Source organism: Arthrobacter sulfonylureivorans (genome assembly GCF_022637435.1).
In the GTDB taxonomy this organism is placed as follows: domain Bacteria; phylum Actinomycetota; class Actinomycetes; order Actinomycetales; family Micrococcaceae; genus Crystallibacter; species Crystallibacter sulfonylureivorans.
The window spans coordinates 488,494-505,803 of record NZ_CP093326.1 but is presented as its reverse complement, the minus strand read 5'-3'; the positions used below and the strand labels follow the sequence as shown (position 1 = coordinate 505,803).

The window sequence follows — 17,310 nt, the reverse complement described above, 5'->3', positions numbered from 1 at the left end:
CAAGTATCCGGACTATCCGTCGCCCGGACGGTCGCGTCTACCGGTGTGTGTAGGTCAGGCAGTCGGCGTTATCGGCGCCGGGACCCACGTGGACCGCCGGGGCCTGGCACATGAGGTGGTCGTTGTGCGTGCATTCGGCGCGCTGGCAAGCGCCCACTCCGGCCAAAACCTTAGGCAAGCCGCCGTGCACTCCGGTGTCGATGAACGTGGCGCAGGCAGCGTGGTTTTCGCCGCCGGCAACGGTGATGGCCCCGGCGTTGCACTCGGTGTGGTCATTGAAAGAGCAGTTGGTGACGCTGCAATCGGTTACGTGAGCTGTTGTGGTCATGGCGGTTCCTCCATGCTTCTGTCGCCCTAGACGGGCGTCCTGGACAAACTGGCTCATGTCCACGCTATGCCTGTTGCGGCCAATCAAAAAGGCAGATTTTCGTGCCGTATTTCCCGGCCGGCAAATGTTGCCCGGGTAAAAGCCGTCGACATAACTACCTCCATAGATATAGAGTCGTGCTGTCTTGGGATTGTGTACTGCATCACAATCCAGCCGCCATCGAGGAGGACAAGTACCCATGAGCGCAAAGAACCTCCAGGAAGTCCTGGACCAAACCGGCAACACCGTCGAGATGCTGCGGAACTCGCAGCTGGGCGCCTACATCTACCCCGTCGTCGCCCCTGAATTCAGCAACTGGCGCAGCGAGCAGCGCGCCTGGCGTGAGAGCGCCGTGCTGTTCGACCAGTCGCACCACATGGACAACCTGTTCATCAAGGGCAAGGACGCCCTGAAACTAATTTCGGATACGGCCATTAACTCGGTGGCCAACTTCCCCGTTAACAAAGCCAAGCAGTACGTTCCCACCACACCGGCCGGACACGTGATCGGCGACGGCATCCTGTTCCACGAGGCCGAGGGCGAATACGTCTACGTGGGCCGCTCCCCTGCGGCCAACTGGCTGATCTACCACGGTGAAACCGGCGGCTACGACGTGGATATCGAGGTGGACCGCCGGTCCCCGTCGCGGCCCATGGGCCAGCCCGTGAAGCGCAAGTACTGGCGCTTTCAGATCCAGGGCCCCAACGCCTGGAAGATCATCGAGAAGGTCAACGGCGGCCCGGTGGCGCAGCTGAAGTTCTTCAACATGGACCACATGCAGGTGGCCGGCCGCCAGGTCCATACCCTGCGCCACGGCATGGCCGGGGCCCCGGGCCTGGAGATCTGGGGGCCGTATGAGACCTATGACCAGATCCGCGACACCATCCTGGAGGCGGGCCAGGAGTTCGACATGCTCGCCGTCGGCTCCCGTGCCTACCCGTCCAACACGCTGGAATCCGGCTGGATCCCGTCGCCGCTGCCGGCCATCTACACCGGCGAGGAGCTGCGCCCCTACCGCGAGTGGCTCGGCGCCGACAGCTACGAGGCGGTCAACGCCGTGGCGGGCAGCTTTGTCTCAGACAAGATCGAGGACTACTACCTGAACCCGTGGGAGCTCGGCTACGGCCACATGGTGAAGTTCGACCACGACTTCATTGGCCGCGAGGCACTCGAGAAGATCGATCCGGCAACGCAGCGCAAGAAGGTCACGCTCGAGTGGAACGCCGAGGACCTGGCCAAGATCTTCGCCTCGCTCTTCGACGCCGACGGCACGTCGTACAAGTACTTCGACCTGCCGCTGGCCAACTACGGCTCGTCGAACTACGACGCCGTGCTGGACGCCGCGGGCGAGACGATCGGCCTGTCCATGTTCACCGGCTACTCCGCGAACGAGAAGAAGGGACTGTCCTTGGCAACCGTGGACGCGGACGTGCCGGAGGGCACCGAAGTCACCGTGGTCTGGGGCGAACCCGACGGCGGGTCCCGCAAGACCACCGTGGAGCCGCACCAGCAGCTGAACGTGCGCGCCATCGTCAGCCCGGTACCGTACTCCTCGGCGGTCCGCCAGGACTACCCGGGCGGCTGGCGCTCCGGCAAGCAGGCCTGACGTCCGGCTGCTCCTCAGGGGGCACGACGACGAACGGCGGGGAGGGTGCCTCTGGGCACCCTCCCCGCCGCTTGGGTTAATGGGACGCGGGCCGGCGCATCAGCTGGCCGTTCGTTGACCCGCGTCGCCGGCGGGCGCATCAGCGATGAACTGGCGGTTGGCCCGCGTCGCCGGCAATCCCCAGCGAACCCAGGCCGGACGCGTCTGTCAGTCGCCATCCTCCGGCAGGACCGTCTCCTCGACGTAGCGCTCGCCCGACTCGGTCTCGCGGACGCTGTAGTGCTGTTCCATGTGCTCAATGGCGGCGGCGTCCTCGGGGCCAGGCGCGCTGACGGGGTCATCAATGGCGGTCCGATCGGCGTCGCCGTAGACGTTGGCCAGACCCTGTTTGGCGTCCGGGGGTATTTCACCCGGCGCCAGCACCTCTTCATCCCGAGACGTTTCGCCCGCGCTCTCGTCCCGGTCCTTCCGGTCGTAGCGGTCCGGATTGTTGATTTGCTCGCTCATGGAACTCCTCCTGTCAGGCGCCCGTGCGCCTTAACTTCACCTAATCACAGAGCCGCCACGTGCAACAGGGCCGGGATCCGCGCATCACGCTCGCTCGGAGCCCTTCCGGCCGGCTGGAGCGGGACCATCGAGTGACCTAATCCGGCCTCAAGTCCATTCCAATCCGCCCTCAACTCCGGCGAGCGCCGCCAAAGAGCGGCGCTGTCCATGTCTTGTGACCGGCTCAAGCATCGTCCCTTGTCAGGGCGTCACGGTGCACCAAAAGATGGACAAATCCGCCTGAACGTGGACAGCTTCGCGGCGACAACCCGTCACCGTCCGCCCGCGAAAGCCCGTCACCGGCCGCCCGCGAAAGCCCGTAACCGTCCGCCCGTCACCGTCCGCCGCGGAAGCCCTCGACCCATTCCGCGGTGGCCTTCATCCCGCCGAAGGTGTAGAAGTGCAGCTTCACCGTGCCATGGACGGCGGGGTTGTAGCGGCTGGCGAATTCCTCCAGAAACTTGTCCGGCCCGGCGGTGCCCAGCAAGTTGGTCAGCGAGAACCCGTACTTGTGCACAATCCCGGCCGAGGAGGCCACACCGAAGCGCTTGGCATAGTTCAGCAGCCGCTTAACCCCGGCCGGCCCCGGGACGCCGATCCGCACCGGCGCATTGATCCCGCGGCGGCGGACCTCCGCCAGCCACTCGAACACCGGATCGGCGTCGAAGCCGAACTGGGTGATGATGACCGACTCCAGGTTCTGCTGCTGCAATTCGGCGTATTTGTCCTCCAGCGCCTTCCACAGCACGTCGTCGGAAATATCCGGGTGGCCTTCCGGATAACCGCTGATGCCCACCCGGCGGATGCCGTACTTGGGCAGCAATCCGCTGCGGATCACTTCCAGCGAGTCCGCAAAGGGGCCCATCGGTTCCGCCGGATCCCCGCCAACCACAAAAACATCCTCGGGGGCAGCGTCGGCGGACAAGGCCCGCAGAAAATCCTCCAGCTCCGCCTGCGACGCCAACCGTCGGGCGGACACGTGCGGCACCGGCACGAAGCCGTGCCGCTTCACCGCAGCGGCCGCGGAAACTCGCATGGGCAGGTCCTCGTTCCCCAGGAACGTCACGTTGATCAGCGTGCCCGGAGGAATCGTGCCGGCCGCGTCTTCCAGTGCCGGAACATCCTTACCGGTCATCTCCAGCGAGAAGTCGTCGAGCAACGCACGGGCAGCGTCCGATACAGCGTGTTTCGGGTCGGCCATGATCTAAGTCCTTCCACCTGTGGTGCCGGTCACTTCTGTCCGGCCTGCTGCGAGTCTAGCCGCAAACCCACTACGGACATAGAGGGTTGGGAGTGATTTGCTTTTCTCAATCACTGGGCGGATACTGTTGAGGCCTTCCCTTCTAACTACAGGAACCACCATGTCCACGCCCCGCGTGCTGAGGCCCTTCGCCCACCGCAACTACCGGGTCCTCATTTCGGCCCTGGCCATCTCGGTATTCGGCACTGGCATGTGGGCCGTGGCCATGGTCTACCAGGTCATTGCGCTGGGCGGCGGCCCCATCCAGCTCTCGCTCGTCGCCACCTGCTCTAGCATCGGACTGCTGGCCTTCGTGCTGATGGGCGGCATCGCGGCCGACAGGCTTCCGCGCCGCCGCCTGATCATCAGCGTCGAGGCCGCCAACCTGGTGGCCATCGCTGCCGTGACGTTGCTTGCCATGACCGGGCTGCTGCAGCTGTGGCATCTGGCCGCGGCGGCTTTCCTGCTGGGTGTGGGAGCAGCCTTCTTCTTCCCCGCCTACTCGGCCATCCTGCCCAGGATCCTGCCAGCCGAGGACCTGCTGGCGGCCAACGGCATGGAAGGCACCATGCGTCCGCTGCTGCAGCAGGCCGCGGGCCCTGCCGTAGCGGGAATGGTCGTCGCGTCCTTCTCGCCCGGGGCAGCCATCGGCTGGATCTCGCTGTGCCATCTGGCCGCGCTGGTCATCCTGAACTTCCTGGGCCAGGAGCTGGTTCCGGATCCGGGCACCGCCGCGTCCGTCTCCGCTGAGGACGAGCCCACGGCCAAGCGCAGCTCCGTCCTGGCCGACCTGCGCGAGGGCGTGTCCTACACCCTGAAGACTCCCTGGCTGCTGTGGACGCTGCTGTGGGCTGTCGTGAGCGTGCTCATTTTCATCGGCCCGATCGAGGTGCTGCTGCCTTTCGCCGTCGCCGACCAATTGGGCGGGGACTCGAAAACCTTCGGATTCCTGCTCGGTATCTTCGGTATCGGCGGTGCGGTGGGGGCCTTGATCACCGCGTCCCTGCGGCTGCCCAGGCGCTACCTCTCCGTGATGCTGTTGTGCTGGGGTGCGGGCGCCTTGCCTATCGCGGTCATTGGCTTCACCGACAGCTTCTGGGTGATGGCCGTGGCGCTGTTCGTGGTCGGGGCCACCGGCAGCGCGGGCCAGGTGATCTGGGGAACGTTGCTGCAGCGCAGGGTGCCGTCGCACCTGCTCGGCCGCATTTCCAGCCTCGATTTCTTCGTCTCGCTCGCCCTGATGCCGGTGTCCATGGCGCTGGCCGGCCCGCTGGGCGAAGTGGTGCCGATCTGGCTGATCTTCCTGCTGGTGGGCCTGGCCCTGCCGCTCCTGGCGGTGCTGGCGCTCACCTTCGGCGGCATGTTGAAGGACGAGATCGAGCACCCGCTGGAACGCAAACTGGAACCGGTGGAGCCGGCCAGCGCCTAGCGGCAAACCTCAACACCCAACGACGACGGCGCGCTCTCCTGGGTGCCGCCGTTGCCCTCGGCGCTACGAACCTCCCCTCCTTGCCCCGAGCCCGCGGCACTCCGAGCGCTACGCTTGAGCAAGGGGACAGGACCTTTTTGGGACAGTAGCGGAAACCGAACCGCCAGGCGCCGCCCGTGCAAGCGGGCCGCGCCGCCACCTTTGCAGGAGGATCGATGGTTGCACGCCAGGACCTCACCCAGGACCCGGACCTCAACAGCGCGCTGCTGACAGCCCGCCGCGGCACCGCCTTTTTCGGCCGCAAGCTCAACGAGCTCTCCGACCACGACCTCGACGCGCCATCGCTGCTGCCCGGCTGGACCCGCCGTCACGTCATCGCCCATATCGGCTACAACGCCCGCGCCATCGCACGGTTGATCGAGTGGGCCAACACCGGTGTGGAAACACCGATGTATTCCTCCTGGCAGGCCCGGAACGAGGAAATCGACTATGGTGCCACGCTCTCTCCCATCGAGTTGCGCAACCTCTATGAACACTCCGCCACAGACCTCAGTGCCAAATGGCGGGACACAGCGCAAGAAGCGTGGCGGCATGAGGTCAAAACCGCCCAGGGCCGCACCGTCCCGGCCTCCGAAACCGTGTGGATGCGGACCCGGGAAGTCTGGATCCACGCCGTCGACCTCGACAACGGCGCCAGCTTCGACGACGTGCCCGCCGATGTCCTCGAACGCCTGCTCCGAGACATCACCGGAGCCTGGCACCATCGTGGCGACGACAGAGACCTTCGTCTGGAAGTCCTGGGCTCAGGCGGCGTTACGCAACTCGGCGACACCGCGGCGGCAGCCCCGGAAATCATTACCGGCACCCTGCCGGACATCACCGGCTGGGCTGCCGGTCGGTCCACGCACGGCATCACCTCGAACAGGACGGACGTGCCCCAAGCACCGCGCTGGATTTAGGTCGGGCGGCAGTGGCCATTCGGCCGGATCGCCACGCAGGCGCAAGCGCCCGGTTGTCGACCAAGCGAAGCGCGTGGCGACACTATCGCCGCGGATCTCCACGCAGGCGCAAGCGCCTTTGGTCGATCACCGTGCTCAGGTTGTCGACCAAGCGGACGGTCAGGATACGTCGATGGTGACGACGGCCGGGCCGCGGCCGGGGACGGCGTCGGATTGCGCGCCGGTGCCGGAGGTGACGGCCCGGGAGACGCAGCAGCACATCTTTTCCGCTGCATGCTGCTGGCGTTCGCTGTAGAAGACGTCCCGGTGGTCGATCGCGCCGTCCAGGGCCAGGACACGCACTTCGCAGAGCCCGCACTCGCCCTTGCGGCAGTCGAACATCATGTCCGCGCCGGCCTCTTCGAGGGCCTCGAGCATCGAGCGGCCCTGGCCGACCGTGGCCTCGATGCCCAACCGCGGGATCCTCACCACGAACTCCTCCGGGTCGTACCAGCCGCTGTTGCCGAAGGTCTCGTAGCGCAGGTTCGCCACCGGCAGTTCGCGTTCCGTCCAGGCCCGGCGGACCGCGTCCATCAGGCGGATCGGCCCGCACATGTATAGCTCGGTATCCATGTCCGCGCCGACCACCAGTTCGCCCACCTGCAGCGACGTGGCTTCATCGTCCACGTGGACCTGCAACCGGTCCCCGTGCTCCTCGCGCAGCCGGTCCAGATAGGCCATCGCATCGCGGCTGCGGCCGGCATACACCATCCGGTAATCGGCCTTCACGGCCTTGAGCACACGGGCCATGTTGATCATCGCGGTCACGCCGATGCCGCCGGCCAACAGGATGTACTGCTCGGCCCCGACCCGCAGCGGGAAGTTCTGCAGCGGCTGGGTGACCTCCAGCGTGTCGCCGGCGGCCAGCGTGTGCATAAATTCCGATCCACCCCGGGAAGCCGGGGCCTTCAGCACACTCAGCGCGAGGCGGCGTCCGCCGTCGGCCGAGTCCACGATGGAGTAGGACCGTCTATCCTCCTGGCCGGCAATCCGCACCTTCAGGTCGATGTGCGCTCCCGGTTCTGCGGTCTTTGGCAGGGCCGGTTCCAGCACGATGCGGCGGATGCCGGCCGCCACGTCCTGCACGTCCACCACGGTGGCGTGCTGCCAGACTTCTACGTTTGTTGCTGCCATGTTGCCGTCTACACCTTCCTTCAGATGCCGGCCTGGACGGCGGAAGCCATCCGGCCTTCGGCCACCAACATCCGCTCGATCAGCCGGCGCACCCACATGCCGCCGGCGTCGATGTTCAGGTTGTAGAACTCGTAGTCCGGATTGGCGTCGATGGCCTGCTGCTGCGCCTTGAGCATCTCCTCATCCTCGCCGAACACGCCGTGTACGCCGTCCCGCAGCTGGGTGGTGATCAGCTGGCTGTCCAACCGGTAGTTGCGCATGAACGCCCAGAAATAGTGGCAGGACCTGTCGGTCTCCGGCGAGATCGTGTTCATCACGAAACCGTTTACTCCCTGGCTGCGGTCTCCCTCCGGCGCACCGGTGCCGGCCTTGGCCACGCCGACGTCGATGCAGATGGTGGACGGGGCCTGGAAGGTGATGATCTGCCAGCGGTCCACCTTGCCTTCGAATCCGGGAAACTTATCCCGCATGTTCTTCAGCCAGAACGGCGGCGCGTCAATGTTGTGCATCCAGCGCGTCACGGTGACGGTGTTGCCCTCATGGGAAACCACGAAGTCGGACTCGCTGAGCTCCTCCTGCCCGATGGACGACGAGTGCACGAACTCTTCGTGGGTCAGATCCATCAGGTTGTCCAGCACCAACTGGTAATTGCAGTCGGCGTGGATGGTCTCGCCGTCGCCCGCCCATTCGGGCGAGTCCATCTGGTGCATGTCCGGGACCAGATCCGGATCGGCCTGCGTCGGGTCGCCCAGCCACACCCAGACGTACCGGTGGCGCTCCACCACCGGAAAGGACGGCACCGTGGCCGAGGGGTTGATGGTCTCCTGCGCCGGCATTGAGACGCACCGCCCGGCCGAGTTGTAGACGATGCCGTGGTACGGACACTGGATCCCGTCCTTGCCCATGGTCTTGCCCATGGAGAGCGGCGCCAGCCGGTGCCAGCAGGCGTCGGCGAGCGCCACGGCCTTGCCGTCCTCGGTGCGGTACAGCGCCAGCGGCCGGTTGGCGATCCGCCGGGCCATCGGCTTGCGGGTGACCTCGTGGTCCCAGCCCGCCACGTACCACGCGTTCAGCGGGTGGCCCATGACCTTATGGGTGGTGGAGCTGGCGGTCTGCACAGCAGCAGTCACAACTGTTCCTTCCGGTAGCGCGAGCCGACATCAGCAGTGACGCTGGCTCAGTTATATTTGCCCGATGGCGGTGCCGTCTCCGGATCCGCTAACTAACTATCAAAATAGATAGTGGCGTGAATCTCAGACTATCGATGGATATAGTGATTGGCAACACAGTCGACAAGAAAGTTGGATCAATGAGTCTCCGCTACGCCTTGCTGGCGCTGCTCAGCGTTGAACCCATGACCGGCTACGACCTCTACAAGGAATTCGAGTCCTCGGTGGGGCACGTGTGGCACGCTCCGGACTCGCAGATCTACCCGGAGCTGCGGCGGATGGAGAAGGAAGGCCTGCTCGAGGGCGAGGAGGTCACTTGGGGCCAGCGCGGTAAGAAGCGTCGATACCACATCACCAATGCCGGCGTGGAGGCGTTCCGGGACTGGATGAACACCACCCTCGAGTACACCCGGGTGCGGGATCCAGCTCACTTGAAGGCCGCCTACCTTGAATGGGCCGCGCCCGAAGCGGCGCGTGAGCAGATGCGCGCGCACATTGAACACCACACGGGCCTGCGCCAGCAATGGGAGCAGCGGATCCGGGAGATCGACCAGGACCGCAGCGAAATGCTCAACCGCCGCCTGGCCGGCACGCCCGAAGCCGACCGCGACCGGGTCAAGGCCTTCAAACGCTTCACGTATGAAGGCCTTGTGGCCCGGGCCGACCAGGAGATCGCTTGGGCCCAGCACGGGCTGGACCTGATCGACCAGCTCTACGCGAACCGGCCGGGCTCCCGGCAGGCGGCCGGCGCCAAGAAGTAGCCCGATGCCCGGTTCCGGAAGAGGACGGAGCCGGGCACCGCCGTCGTCAGCCGCAGGACGGAGCCGGGCACCGCCGTCGTCAGCCGCAGCGGGTACGAGCCGCGGCACCCGGCCACCGGCAGGCTAGTTGGAGTATTCCTTGCGCAGGTCGGCCTTGCGGATCTTGCCGCTGGCCGTCCGCGGCAGGTCCTCCACAATCACCACGGACTTGGGGATCTTGTAGCGGGCCAGCCGCCCGTCCAGATGCTGCTGGATATCCTCGGCGGTCACCGCAAAGCCTTCGCGGACGGTCACCACCGCGCGCGGGACTTCGCCCCACTTTTCGTCCGGAACACCGATCACGGCCGCACTGCTGACCGCCTCCAACTCCAGAATGACCTGCTCCACTTCGGCCGGATAAATGTTCTCGCCGCCGGAGATGATCATGTCCTTGAGCCGGTCGGAAATGAACAGAAAGCCGTCTTCGTCCACGTAGCCCATGTCGCCGGACTTGAACCAGACGCCGTCGGCATAGCTTTCGACCGTGGCATCGGGCCGGTTCCAGTACTCGCGGATCACGTTGGGACCGGAAATCTGGACCTCGCCCACTTCGCGCGCCGGCAGCACATCGCCCATCGGGTCGGCAATCCGGATGTCGGTGAAGAAGTGCGGAAGTCCCGCGGACCCGGCCTTCGGGCGCGACTTCTCCGCGGCCAGCGTGGTGGCGCCGGGCGCTGTCTCCGTCATGCCGTAGCCGTTGGTGAAGGACAGCCCGCGGGCCTCGTAGGCCTCCAGCACCCGCATCGGCACCGCGGAGCCGCCGCAGGTCAGCTTGTTCAGCGAACTGATGTCGGTCTTGTCCCAGTCGGGGTGCTCGCACAGCAGTTGATAGGTGGTGGGCACGCCGCTGATGCTGGTGGCCTTGTACTTCTCGATTAGCATTAAGGTCCGGCCGGGTTCAAACTTCGGCTCGAGCACCACGGTGGCACCCTTGAGCAGTGCCGGCAGCACGCCCATGCCCAGCGATGCAACGTGGAACATCGGCGCGATCATCAGCGCCACGTCGGTGCTGGCCATGTCGAAATCCACCAGCACATTGATGCTGTTCCAGGTCATGTTGCCGTGCGTGAGCAGCGCACCCTTTGGCCGGCCGGTGGTGCCGGAGGTGTAGAGGATCATGGCCGGATCATCGAGCGAGACGGCCACGTCCCGGCGCTCCTCGCTGCCGGATCCAATAACCTCTTCCAACAGCTCGACGGCGGTGCCCTGCCCGCCTGCCTCCGTTGCGTTTCCGGCGGAACCACCGTTCCCGTTTCCCGCGGGACCGTCCTCGACCACGATCCGGTGAGTGATGCCCAGCAGGGAGCTGCCGCGCACGGCCAGCGGCTCCAACGTGCGGGCATGGATGAGGATGCTGCTGCCGGAGTCCTGCAGGGCGAACTGGACCTCAGGCGGCGCCAAGCGGGTGTTCAGCGGAACGAAAATCGCGCCCAGGGTGCCGCAGGCAAAGAAAGTCTCCAAAAAGGCCGGGTGGTTCTCGCCCAGGTAGGCCACCCGGTCACCCTGGGCGATGCCGCGGTCCGCCAGCGCATTGGCCAGCCGATCGACGCGCTCGGCAAATGCGCCGTAGCTCATCTCGCCCGCGGTGCTAATGATCGCGGTCTTGGCCGCGGACTTCATGCGGCGCTTGTGGATCCAGGCACCGAGCCCCTGATTCTGCATCGTTCAAACCCTTTCGACGTACCCGGCGCCCGGGCTACCCAGCGGAGCCGCCGTGAAGCGCATCACAGCATCACCCCTTCAACCTAATGCGTTTTAGTTGAAAAAGTCAATAGTTGAGATTGCCTTCCCATAATTCCGGGATGGCCGCAGACAACGATGATGCCCCTTCCGCCAGGGAAGAGGCATCATCGACGCTTTGGTGCGGGTCCTACTGCTGCGGCAGCAGCGCCTTCATATCCGGAATTTCTTCGATCAGCCCGTTCTTCAGCGAGATGTCGGCGATCTCCTGGATCGAGTCGGCGTTCACTTCCTGCGGGAACTTCGGCAGGGTCAGCTTCTCAATGGTGGCCGGATCCAGCTTCGTGTACGTGGGCAGGATCTCGCGGACCTTGTCAGGATTCTCATCGGCGAAGGCCAGCGACTTCTTCATGGCGCGGACAAACGCTTCGGTGACTTCCGGCTTCTCCTGCGCGTTCTTGTCCGAGGTGAAGTAGGCAGCGACGGTCAGATCCTTGACCGGATACGCATAGTTGGAGAAGACCGGCACGGCGCCGTCGCCTGCCACAATGGTCGCGAACGGCTCGACGGCGGCAATCGCGTCCACCTGGTCGTTCGCCAGGGCCGCCGGCATGTCCGGGAACGGCATTTCCACGAAGTTCAGGTTGGACGAATCGCCACCGGACTGCTCAACAGCCTCCCGGATAGTGGAATCGCTGATGTTATTGAGCGTGTTAACACCGATCCGCTTGCCCACGAGGTCGGGGATGTCTTTGATGCCACTGTCCGGCTTCACCATGACAGCGGCGAAATCCTTATCCCGGTCGCCCGTTGTCGCGACGCCGTTGGCAACCATCTTCATGTCCAGCCCTTTAGATCGGGCGATGACCAAAGAAGTGACGTTGCTGAAGCCGAAGTCCATCTGGCCGCTGGTGATGGCCGGAATGATGGCCGCACCACCCTGCGCCAAGGTCAGCTCCAGGTCCAGCCCCTCCTCTTCGAAGAAGCCCTCCTCTTTACCCAGGTAGATCGGTGCTACGTCCACGATGGGGATGACACCCACGTTGATTTTCGTCATTCCGCCTGACGCTTCGCCGCCGCCCGCGGGAGCTGTTTCCCCGCCACCGCCCGACGGGCTTCCACCGCCGCACGCCGTCAATGCCAGCACCGCCGCCAGTGCCACTGCTGCCCTGATTTTCTTCACGGATTCCCTCTCCATCACTCCAGAATGCACGAATGTGCCCCAGCTCACTCACAGTATCTACGTCCATAGTGGTCGACGTCAACGAAGCATCCGGATTGTTATCAACGGCGCGCCTACCGCCGTCGGCTCGACGTGGCATGGCCGGTGCGGCCGACTCGTGCGCCTAGCAGCCGGCGGAACCGACAACTGCTGCTACGGCATCACTGGGTTCCTGCCGGCAGCAGGGCGTCGAGGTCTACTTCATTGTCGACGGTGCCGTACTTCAGCGTCGCTTCCGCGAGCGTCTGGGCGGCGTCCCGGTCGAACTCCGGGTCGAAGCGCGGCAGCACAATTTCCTCCAGCAGCGCCGGATCGGTCTTGGTGTAAGTGCCGATGATCTTCCGGACCTCGTCCGGGTTCTCTTGGGCATAGTTCATCGACTTGGTCATCGCCGCGGTGAACTTCTCCACCAATTCCGGATCCTGCTTGATCTTGTCCGCGGAGGTGAAGTAGCCGCCAATATCCAGGTTGGGGTGGGTTTCCCGGTACGGCCAGGACACTACCCGCGCCCCGCTCTTGATCGCGGAGGTCAGGAACGGCTCCAGGATGAGTGCGGCGTCCACCTGGCCGTTCTCCACAGCGGCCAGCGCGTCAGGGAAGGCCACTTCCACGAACTTCAGGCTGGAGCCGTCCCCGCCGGCCTTGTCCACGGCAGTCCGGACGGTGGTGTCGCCGATATTGGCCAGATTGTTGGAGGAGACAGTCTTGCCTTCCAGATCGGTGGCCGTTTGGATGTCCGAATCCTCTGCCACCACTACTCCAGCGAAGTCGACGGCATCCTCGTTGGAGGCACGGGTTCCGTTAACCACGTATTTCAGGTCCAGCCCCTGGTCGCGGGCCACCATCAGCGAGACGGTGTTGCCGAAGGCGAAGTCGAAACTGCCGCTCACCACGCCGGGGACAGAGACGGCACCGCCGGTGGTGTTCTCGATGGTCAGGTCGAGCCCTTCCTCTTCGAAGAACCCTTTGGCCTTGCCCAGGTGGATGGGAGCCACATCGGCGATCGGAATCGCACCCACTGTCACTGCGGTCAGCCCCTGTGCCGGCGAACCGGCGTCGTCAGTTGCCACCGACTGCCCGGACGGCGATCCTCCGCCGCAGGCCGCCAGCATTGCCGCGACGGCGGCGGCACAGACCATGGTGACAAGTCGCTTCATAATGCACTCCCTCGTGTGGTTTCACGGCTTCTTGGGAGTCTAGGCAGCGGCCTTCTGTCAGGCCACCGTATGGGCTGACCAGCCCCGTCAAATGCAGCTAATTCTTTGAGGGCCGCCCGGCCCCTCCGTGCCGCCATGGCATCACACGCCGCAGGGGCGGCCCCTGGCATACCGGGAACCGCCCCTGCTCAATGCTGAATCGAACTACTGCACAACCATGGCCGGCACATCCGGCTGGTTGTCCACGTACTTGTACTTGACCATCAGCTCGCCCATGTCACTGAGCACGTCGACGGGGACTTCGCCGTCGAACGTTTCCATCTTCAGGTTTTTCGCAACTTCTTCAGGCATGCCCATGAATTCCGGCAAGACAGCGCGGACGCCGGCCGGATCCGCTTCCGCGGCAGTAAGGGTTTCCGAAACGGCCGCCTTGAAGTCGGCCACGATCTCCGCATTCTGGTCGGCATAGCTGCCGCTGGTGAAGGTGACCATGGTCGGCAGGCCCGGCAATGCCTTCTGGTTCGGGTAGCCCAGCAGCTTGTAGTCCTTATTAGCCAGGGCCTTCGACTGGAACGGTTCCGGCACCCAGATGGCGTCGACGTTGCCGCGCTCCAGCTGGGCTTCCATGTCAGGGAAAGGCATTTCACTGAACTTCAGCTTGGACGGGTCTCCCCCGTCGATTGCAGCCGATTCCATAATGGTCAGGTCGCCCTGGGTCTTGAGCGTGTTGACGGAGGTGGTCTTGCCTTCCAGATCCGAGAAGTCCTCGATGCCGGAATCAGCCTTGACGATGACCGCGTTGATGTCGTCGCCCTCGGCCTTGGAGTTGCTGTAGCCGGTGACGATGTTCATGTCCAGGCCCTTGTCCACTGCGGTCATCACCGACAGCGGGTTACCCACGGCGAAGTTCATCGTGCCGGTGGAAACGGCCGGCAGCATTGCCGCGCCGCCCTGCCCCGTCTGGAGCTCGACGTCGAGCCCGTGCTTTTCAAAGATGCCTTCATCGATGCCGTATTGCATGGCGGCGGACGGGGCAATCGGCAGGACACCTACGGTGATCTTGGTCAGACCGCTGTCGGCGGCGCCGGACTCGGCGGCCGGGGCTTCGTTGGACCCGGACGGAGAGCCGGATCCGCAACCGGTCAGCGCCAATGCCGCGATGGCGCCGCCAGCCAGAAGTTTAGCCAAATGCTTCTTCATGAATGCTCCTTGTGTTCCGTGGTGCCGTCCCCCGACCATCGGGAGCTGACTGTGACCAGCACCACAGCTAAGTACAACGTAGATACAATAGTTGAATAAATCAATAGTTGTGGCCTGTTTGTAATACTCGCCCAGCTGCGCGGCCGGACGCGGCCTAACTATCAGACGTAGAAGCGCGCAAGGAACTCGGCGATGACCGCGGGACGTTCCTCGCCCTCGATCTCGATGGTGTTGTTGGTCTTGATCTGCACGCCGCCCTTGACTTCGGTGACCTCGGAGATCGTGGAGTGCATGCGGACCTTGGAACCGGCCTTGACCGGATTCGTGAAGCGCACCCGGTCCAGCCCGTAATTGACCTTGGTCTTGACGCCTTCGACGTCGAACAGTTCGCTCCACAGCGGGATGACCAGGGACAGGGTCAGGAAGCCGTGGGCGATCGGCGCACCGAAGGGGCCTTCTTTGGCCTTCTCCACGTCAGTATGAATCCACTGGTGGTCATCGGTAGCGTCCGCGAAGGTGTTGATCTGGTCCTGGGTGATCTCGCGGTAGTCGGTGTAACCGAGGTCCTTGCCGACCAGGCCGGGCAGATCTTCGAAGTTGACGACGGTGTTGCTCATGGTTGCTCCTTAGGGAAGGTGTTGCTGATGTGGTCTAGCGGAATGCGCCGGTGCCGGTGATGGCCCGGCCGACGATCAGGGCGTTGATCTCGTGCGTGCCCTCGTAGGAATAGACGGCCTCTGCGTCGGCGTGGAAGCGCGCGACGTCGGTGTCCAGCGTGATGCCGTTGCCTCCGACCACTTCGCGCGCCAGGGCGACGGTTTCGCGCATCCGGGCGCTGCAGAACATCTTGGCCAAGGCGGAGTTCTCGTCCTTGTAGATGCCTTCCTCCTGCTGCTGGGTCAGCCGCACCGCCATGCCGAGCGACGCGGTGACGTTCCCGAGCATGGTGGCCAGCTTCTCCTGGATCAGCTGGAAGCCGGCCAGCGGCTTGCCGAACTGCTTCCGCTCCTTGACGTAGCGCAGCGCGGCCTCGTAGGCGCCCGCCTGGACGCCGGTGGCGATCCAGGCCACGTCCGAGCGCATGTTCCGCAGCAGCGAGGCCACGTCCGCGAACGAGTTCACATTCTGCAGCCGGGCTGAGTCCGGGACGCGCACGCCGGCCAGCGTGATGTCCGCGTTCTGCATCATCCGCAGCGACGTCTTCCGCAGTATTTTGGAAAGCTCGACGCCGGCGGCATCGGTCGGCACCAGGAAGCACTTGACCTGGCCGTCGGCCTGGTCGCGGGCGAAGATGGCCAGCACGTCTGCGGTAACCGCACCGCCGATCCAGCGCTTGGCGCCGTCGATAACCCACTCATCGCCGTCGCGCCGGGCACTTGTCTCCAGGCCGCCGGCGATGTCAGACCCATGTTCCGGTTCGGTCAGCGCGAAAACGCCCTTGAATTCAAAGCTGCGGATCTTCGGGTCCAGATGGGCCGCCTGCTCGGCGCTGCCGCCCAGGTTGACTGCCGTGCGGAACAGCCCTGACTGTGCGTTGTAGAACGTGGCAACAGACGCGTCCGTCCGGGCGAGTTCGAAGTTGCGGAAGCCCGCATACAGCCCGGACGGCTTGGCGCCGCCTTCGGTCAGCTCCGCCGGAGCCATCAGGTCCAGGTCGTAGAGCGGCTGGGCAATCTGGTACGGAAACTCGCCCTGTTCCCAGTAGTCGGCCAGCAGCGGGTGGACCTGCTCCTCAAGCACCGCGCGCAGCCGGCTGAGGACGCTGCGCTCGGCGTCGGTCAGCAGCGTGGCGTAACCGTACTGGTCGGACGGGTAGAACTGTTCGGCCATGGTCCCGGCCCTTTCTTCGGCGACGGCGCTCATCACTGCGCCCCGTCCAGCCCGAGCAGACGCACGGCGTTGCCCTTGAGGATCTTCGGACGCACCTCGTCCTTCAGCGGCAGGTCCGCGAAGGCACCCAGCCACTTCTGCGGGGTGATCAGCGGGTAGTCGGTGCCGAAGAGCACCTTGTCCTGCAGCACGGAGTTGGACAGCTTCACCAGCGATTCCGGGAAGTACTTGGGCGACCAGCCGGACAGGTCAATGAACACGTTCGACTTGTGCGTGGCGATCGAGTTGGCCTCGTCCTGCCACGGCACCGACGGGTGCGCCATGATGATCTGGAACTGGGGGAAGTCCGCGGCGATCTCGTCCAGCAGCAGCGGGTTGGAGTAACCCAGCTTGATCCCGGATCCCCCAGGCGTGCCGGCCCCCATGCCGTTCTGACCGGTGTGGAACACCGCCGGCAGGCCGAGCGACTGCAGCGCCTCCCACAGCGGGTAATACCGTTCATCGGACGGGTTGAACCCCTGCAGGCTCGGATGGAACTTGAACCCGCGGACCCCGTAGTCCTCGACCAGCTGTTTGGCCCGGTCGATCGCTTCGGCACCGGTGAGCGGATCAACCGAGCCGAACGGGATCAGCACGTCGTTGTTCCGGGCCGCGCCCTCGGCAATGTCCTCGATGCTGTTCGGCTGGTGCTTCAATCGGGTCCGGGCGTCCACGGTGAACACCACGGCCGCCATCTTGAGCTCCCGGTAAGTCGCCGCGATCGCATCGAGCGACGGGGTCCGCTCCTCGGCCTTGAAGTACTTGCTCGAGGCGTCCATCAGGTCCTGCGGCAGCGAGACGTGCCCGTGGCCGTCGATCTCGATATGCACATGCATGTCGATCGCGGTCAGCGAGGCGACGTCCAGGCCCAGTTCGTAGCGCGTGGGTGCCAT

16 protein-coding genes are annotated in these 17,310 nt (G+C 64.7%); 4 read left to right on the top strand and 12 right to left on the bottom strand.

The annotated features are described in order from the left end of the window. Nucleotides 1-37 precede the first annotated feature (37 nt). Nucleotides 38-328 (bottom strand): DUF1540 domain-containing protein, encoded by a 291-nt coding sequence (locus tag MNQ99_RS02500; protein ID WP_241914311.1) that lies wholly within the window; start codon nt 326-328, stop codon nt 38-40. 238 nt (nt 329-566) lie between these two features. Between MNQ99_RS02500 and ligM the strand changes: the two genes are divergently transcribed. Beyond that, nucleotides 567-1,973, top strand: coding sequence for a vanillate/3-O-methylgallate O-demethylase (ligM, locus tag MNQ99_RS02495; RefSeq protein ID WP_241914310.1), 1,407 nt, complete (start codon nt 567-569; stop codon nt 1,971-1,973). A 207-nt stretch (nt 1,974-2,180) separates the two neighbouring features. Here the strand turns inward: ligM and MNQ99_RS02490 are convergent, their stop codons facing one another. Then, nucleotides 2,181-2,480, bottom strand: coding sequence for a hypothetical protein (locus MNQ99_RS02490; protein WP_127512326.1), 300 nt, complete (start codon nt 2,478-2,480; stop codon nt 2,181-2,183). 373 nt (nt 2,481-2,853) lie between these two features. Continuing rightward, nucleotides 2,854-3,720: a methylenetetrahydrofolate reductase gene (locus tag MNQ99_RS02485; protein ID WP_127512325.1), complete on the bottom strand. Its 867-nt coding sequence runs from the start codon at nt 3,718-3,720 to the stop codon at nt 2,854-2,856. 160 nt (nt 3,721-3,880) lie between these two features. On the opposite strand from MNQ99_RS02485, the gene MNQ99_RS02480 reads away from it, so the two are divergent. Further along, nucleotides 3,881-5,188 (top strand): MFS transporter, encoded by a 1,308-nt coding sequence (locus MNQ99_RS02480; RefSeq protein WP_241914309.1) that lies wholly within the window; start codon nt 3,881-3,883, stop codon nt 5,186-5,188. Between the two features lie 215 nt (nt 5,189-5,403). After that, entirely contained in the window at nt 5,404-6,147 is a 744-nt protein-coding gene (locus MNQ99_RS02475; protein ID WP_241914308.1) for a maleylpyruvate isomerase family mycothiol-dependent enzyme, read from the top strand. Nucleotides 6,148-6,306: 159 nt separating this feature from the next. On the opposite strand, the gene MNQ99_RS02470 is transcribed toward MNQ99_RS02475, so the two are convergent. Together MNQ99_RS02470 and MNQ99_RS02465 are read right to left on the bottom strand one after the other, a co-directional pair. Next, nucleotides 6,307-7,320: a PDR/VanB family oxidoreductase gene (locus MNQ99_RS02470; protein WP_241914307.1), complete on the bottom strand. Its 1,014-nt coding sequence runs from the start codon at nt 7,318-7,320 to the stop codon at nt 6,307-6,309. A 20-nt stretch (nt 7,321-7,340) separates the two neighbouring features. After that, nucleotides 7,341-8,405, bottom strand: a complete 1,065-nt coding sequence (locus MNQ99_RS02465; RefSeq protein WP_241915243.1) for an aromatic ring-hydroxylating oxygenase subunit alpha — start codon at nt 8,403-8,405, stop codon at nt 7,341-7,343. A 224-nt stretch (nt 8,406-8,629) separates the two neighbouring features. On the opposite strand from MNQ99_RS02465, the gene MNQ99_RS02460 reads away from it, so the two are divergent. Beyond that, nucleotides 8,630-9,250: a PadR family transcriptional regulator gene (locus MNQ99_RS02460; protein WP_241914306.1), complete on the top strand. Its 621-nt coding sequence runs from the start codon at nt 8,630-8,632 to the stop codon at nt 9,248-9,250. Nucleotides 9,251-9,373: 123 nt separating this feature from the next. On the opposite strand, the gene MNQ99_RS02455 is transcribed toward MNQ99_RS02460, so the two are convergent. The 7 genes from MNQ99_RS02455 to MNQ99_RS02425 form a co-directional block, all read right to left on the bottom strand. Next, nucleotides 9,374-10,951: an acyl-CoA synthetase gene (locus MNQ99_RS02455; RefSeq protein ID WP_241914305.1), complete on the bottom strand. Its 1,578-nt coding sequence runs from the start codon at nt 10,949-10,951 to the stop codon at nt 9,374-9,376. Between the two features lie 208 nt (nt 10,952-11,159). After that, the gene (locus MNQ99_RS02450; RefSeq protein WP_127512319.1) at nt 11,160-12,167 is read right to left on the bottom strand and encodes an ABC transporter substrate-binding protein; all 1,008 of its coding nucleotides are present in this window, start codon (nt 12,165-12,167) and stop codon (nt 11,160-11,162) included. Nucleotides 12,168-12,352: 185 nt separating this feature from the next. After that, complete coding sequence (locus MNQ99_RS02445) at nt 12,353-13,348, bottom strand: ABC transporter substrate-binding protein (RefSeq protein WP_241914304.1); 996 nt, start codon at nt 13,346-13,348, stop codon at nt 12,353-12,355. Between the two features lie 204 nt (nt 13,349-13,552). Then, the gene (locus MNQ99_RS02440; RefSeq protein WP_127512317.1) at nt 13,553-14,548 is read right to left on the bottom strand and encodes an ABC transporter substrate-binding protein; all 996 of its coding nucleotides are present in this window, start codon (nt 14,546-14,548) and stop codon (nt 13,553-13,555) included. Between the two features lie 161 nt (nt 14,549-14,709). Further along, entirely contained in the window at nt 14,710-15,165 is a 456-nt protein-coding gene (locus MNQ99_RS02435) for a MaoC family dehydratase (RefSeq protein ID WP_127512316.1), read from the bottom strand. A gap of 34 nt (nt 15,166-15,199) precedes the next feature. Continuing rightward, nucleotides 15,200-16,411, bottom strand: a complete 1,212-nt coding sequence (locus MNQ99_RS02430) for an acyl-CoA dehydrogenase family protein (protein WP_422387484.1) — start codon at nt 16,409-16,411, stop codon at nt 15,200-15,202. Continuing rightward, nucleotides 16,411-17,310 (bottom strand): amidohydrolase family protein, encoded by a 900-nt coding sequence (locus MNQ99_RS02425; RefSeq protein WP_241914303.1) that lies wholly within the window; start codon nt 17,308-17,310, stop codon nt 16,411-16,413. Before MNQ99_RS02425 ends, MNQ99_RS02430 begins: the two co-directional genes overlap by 1 nt.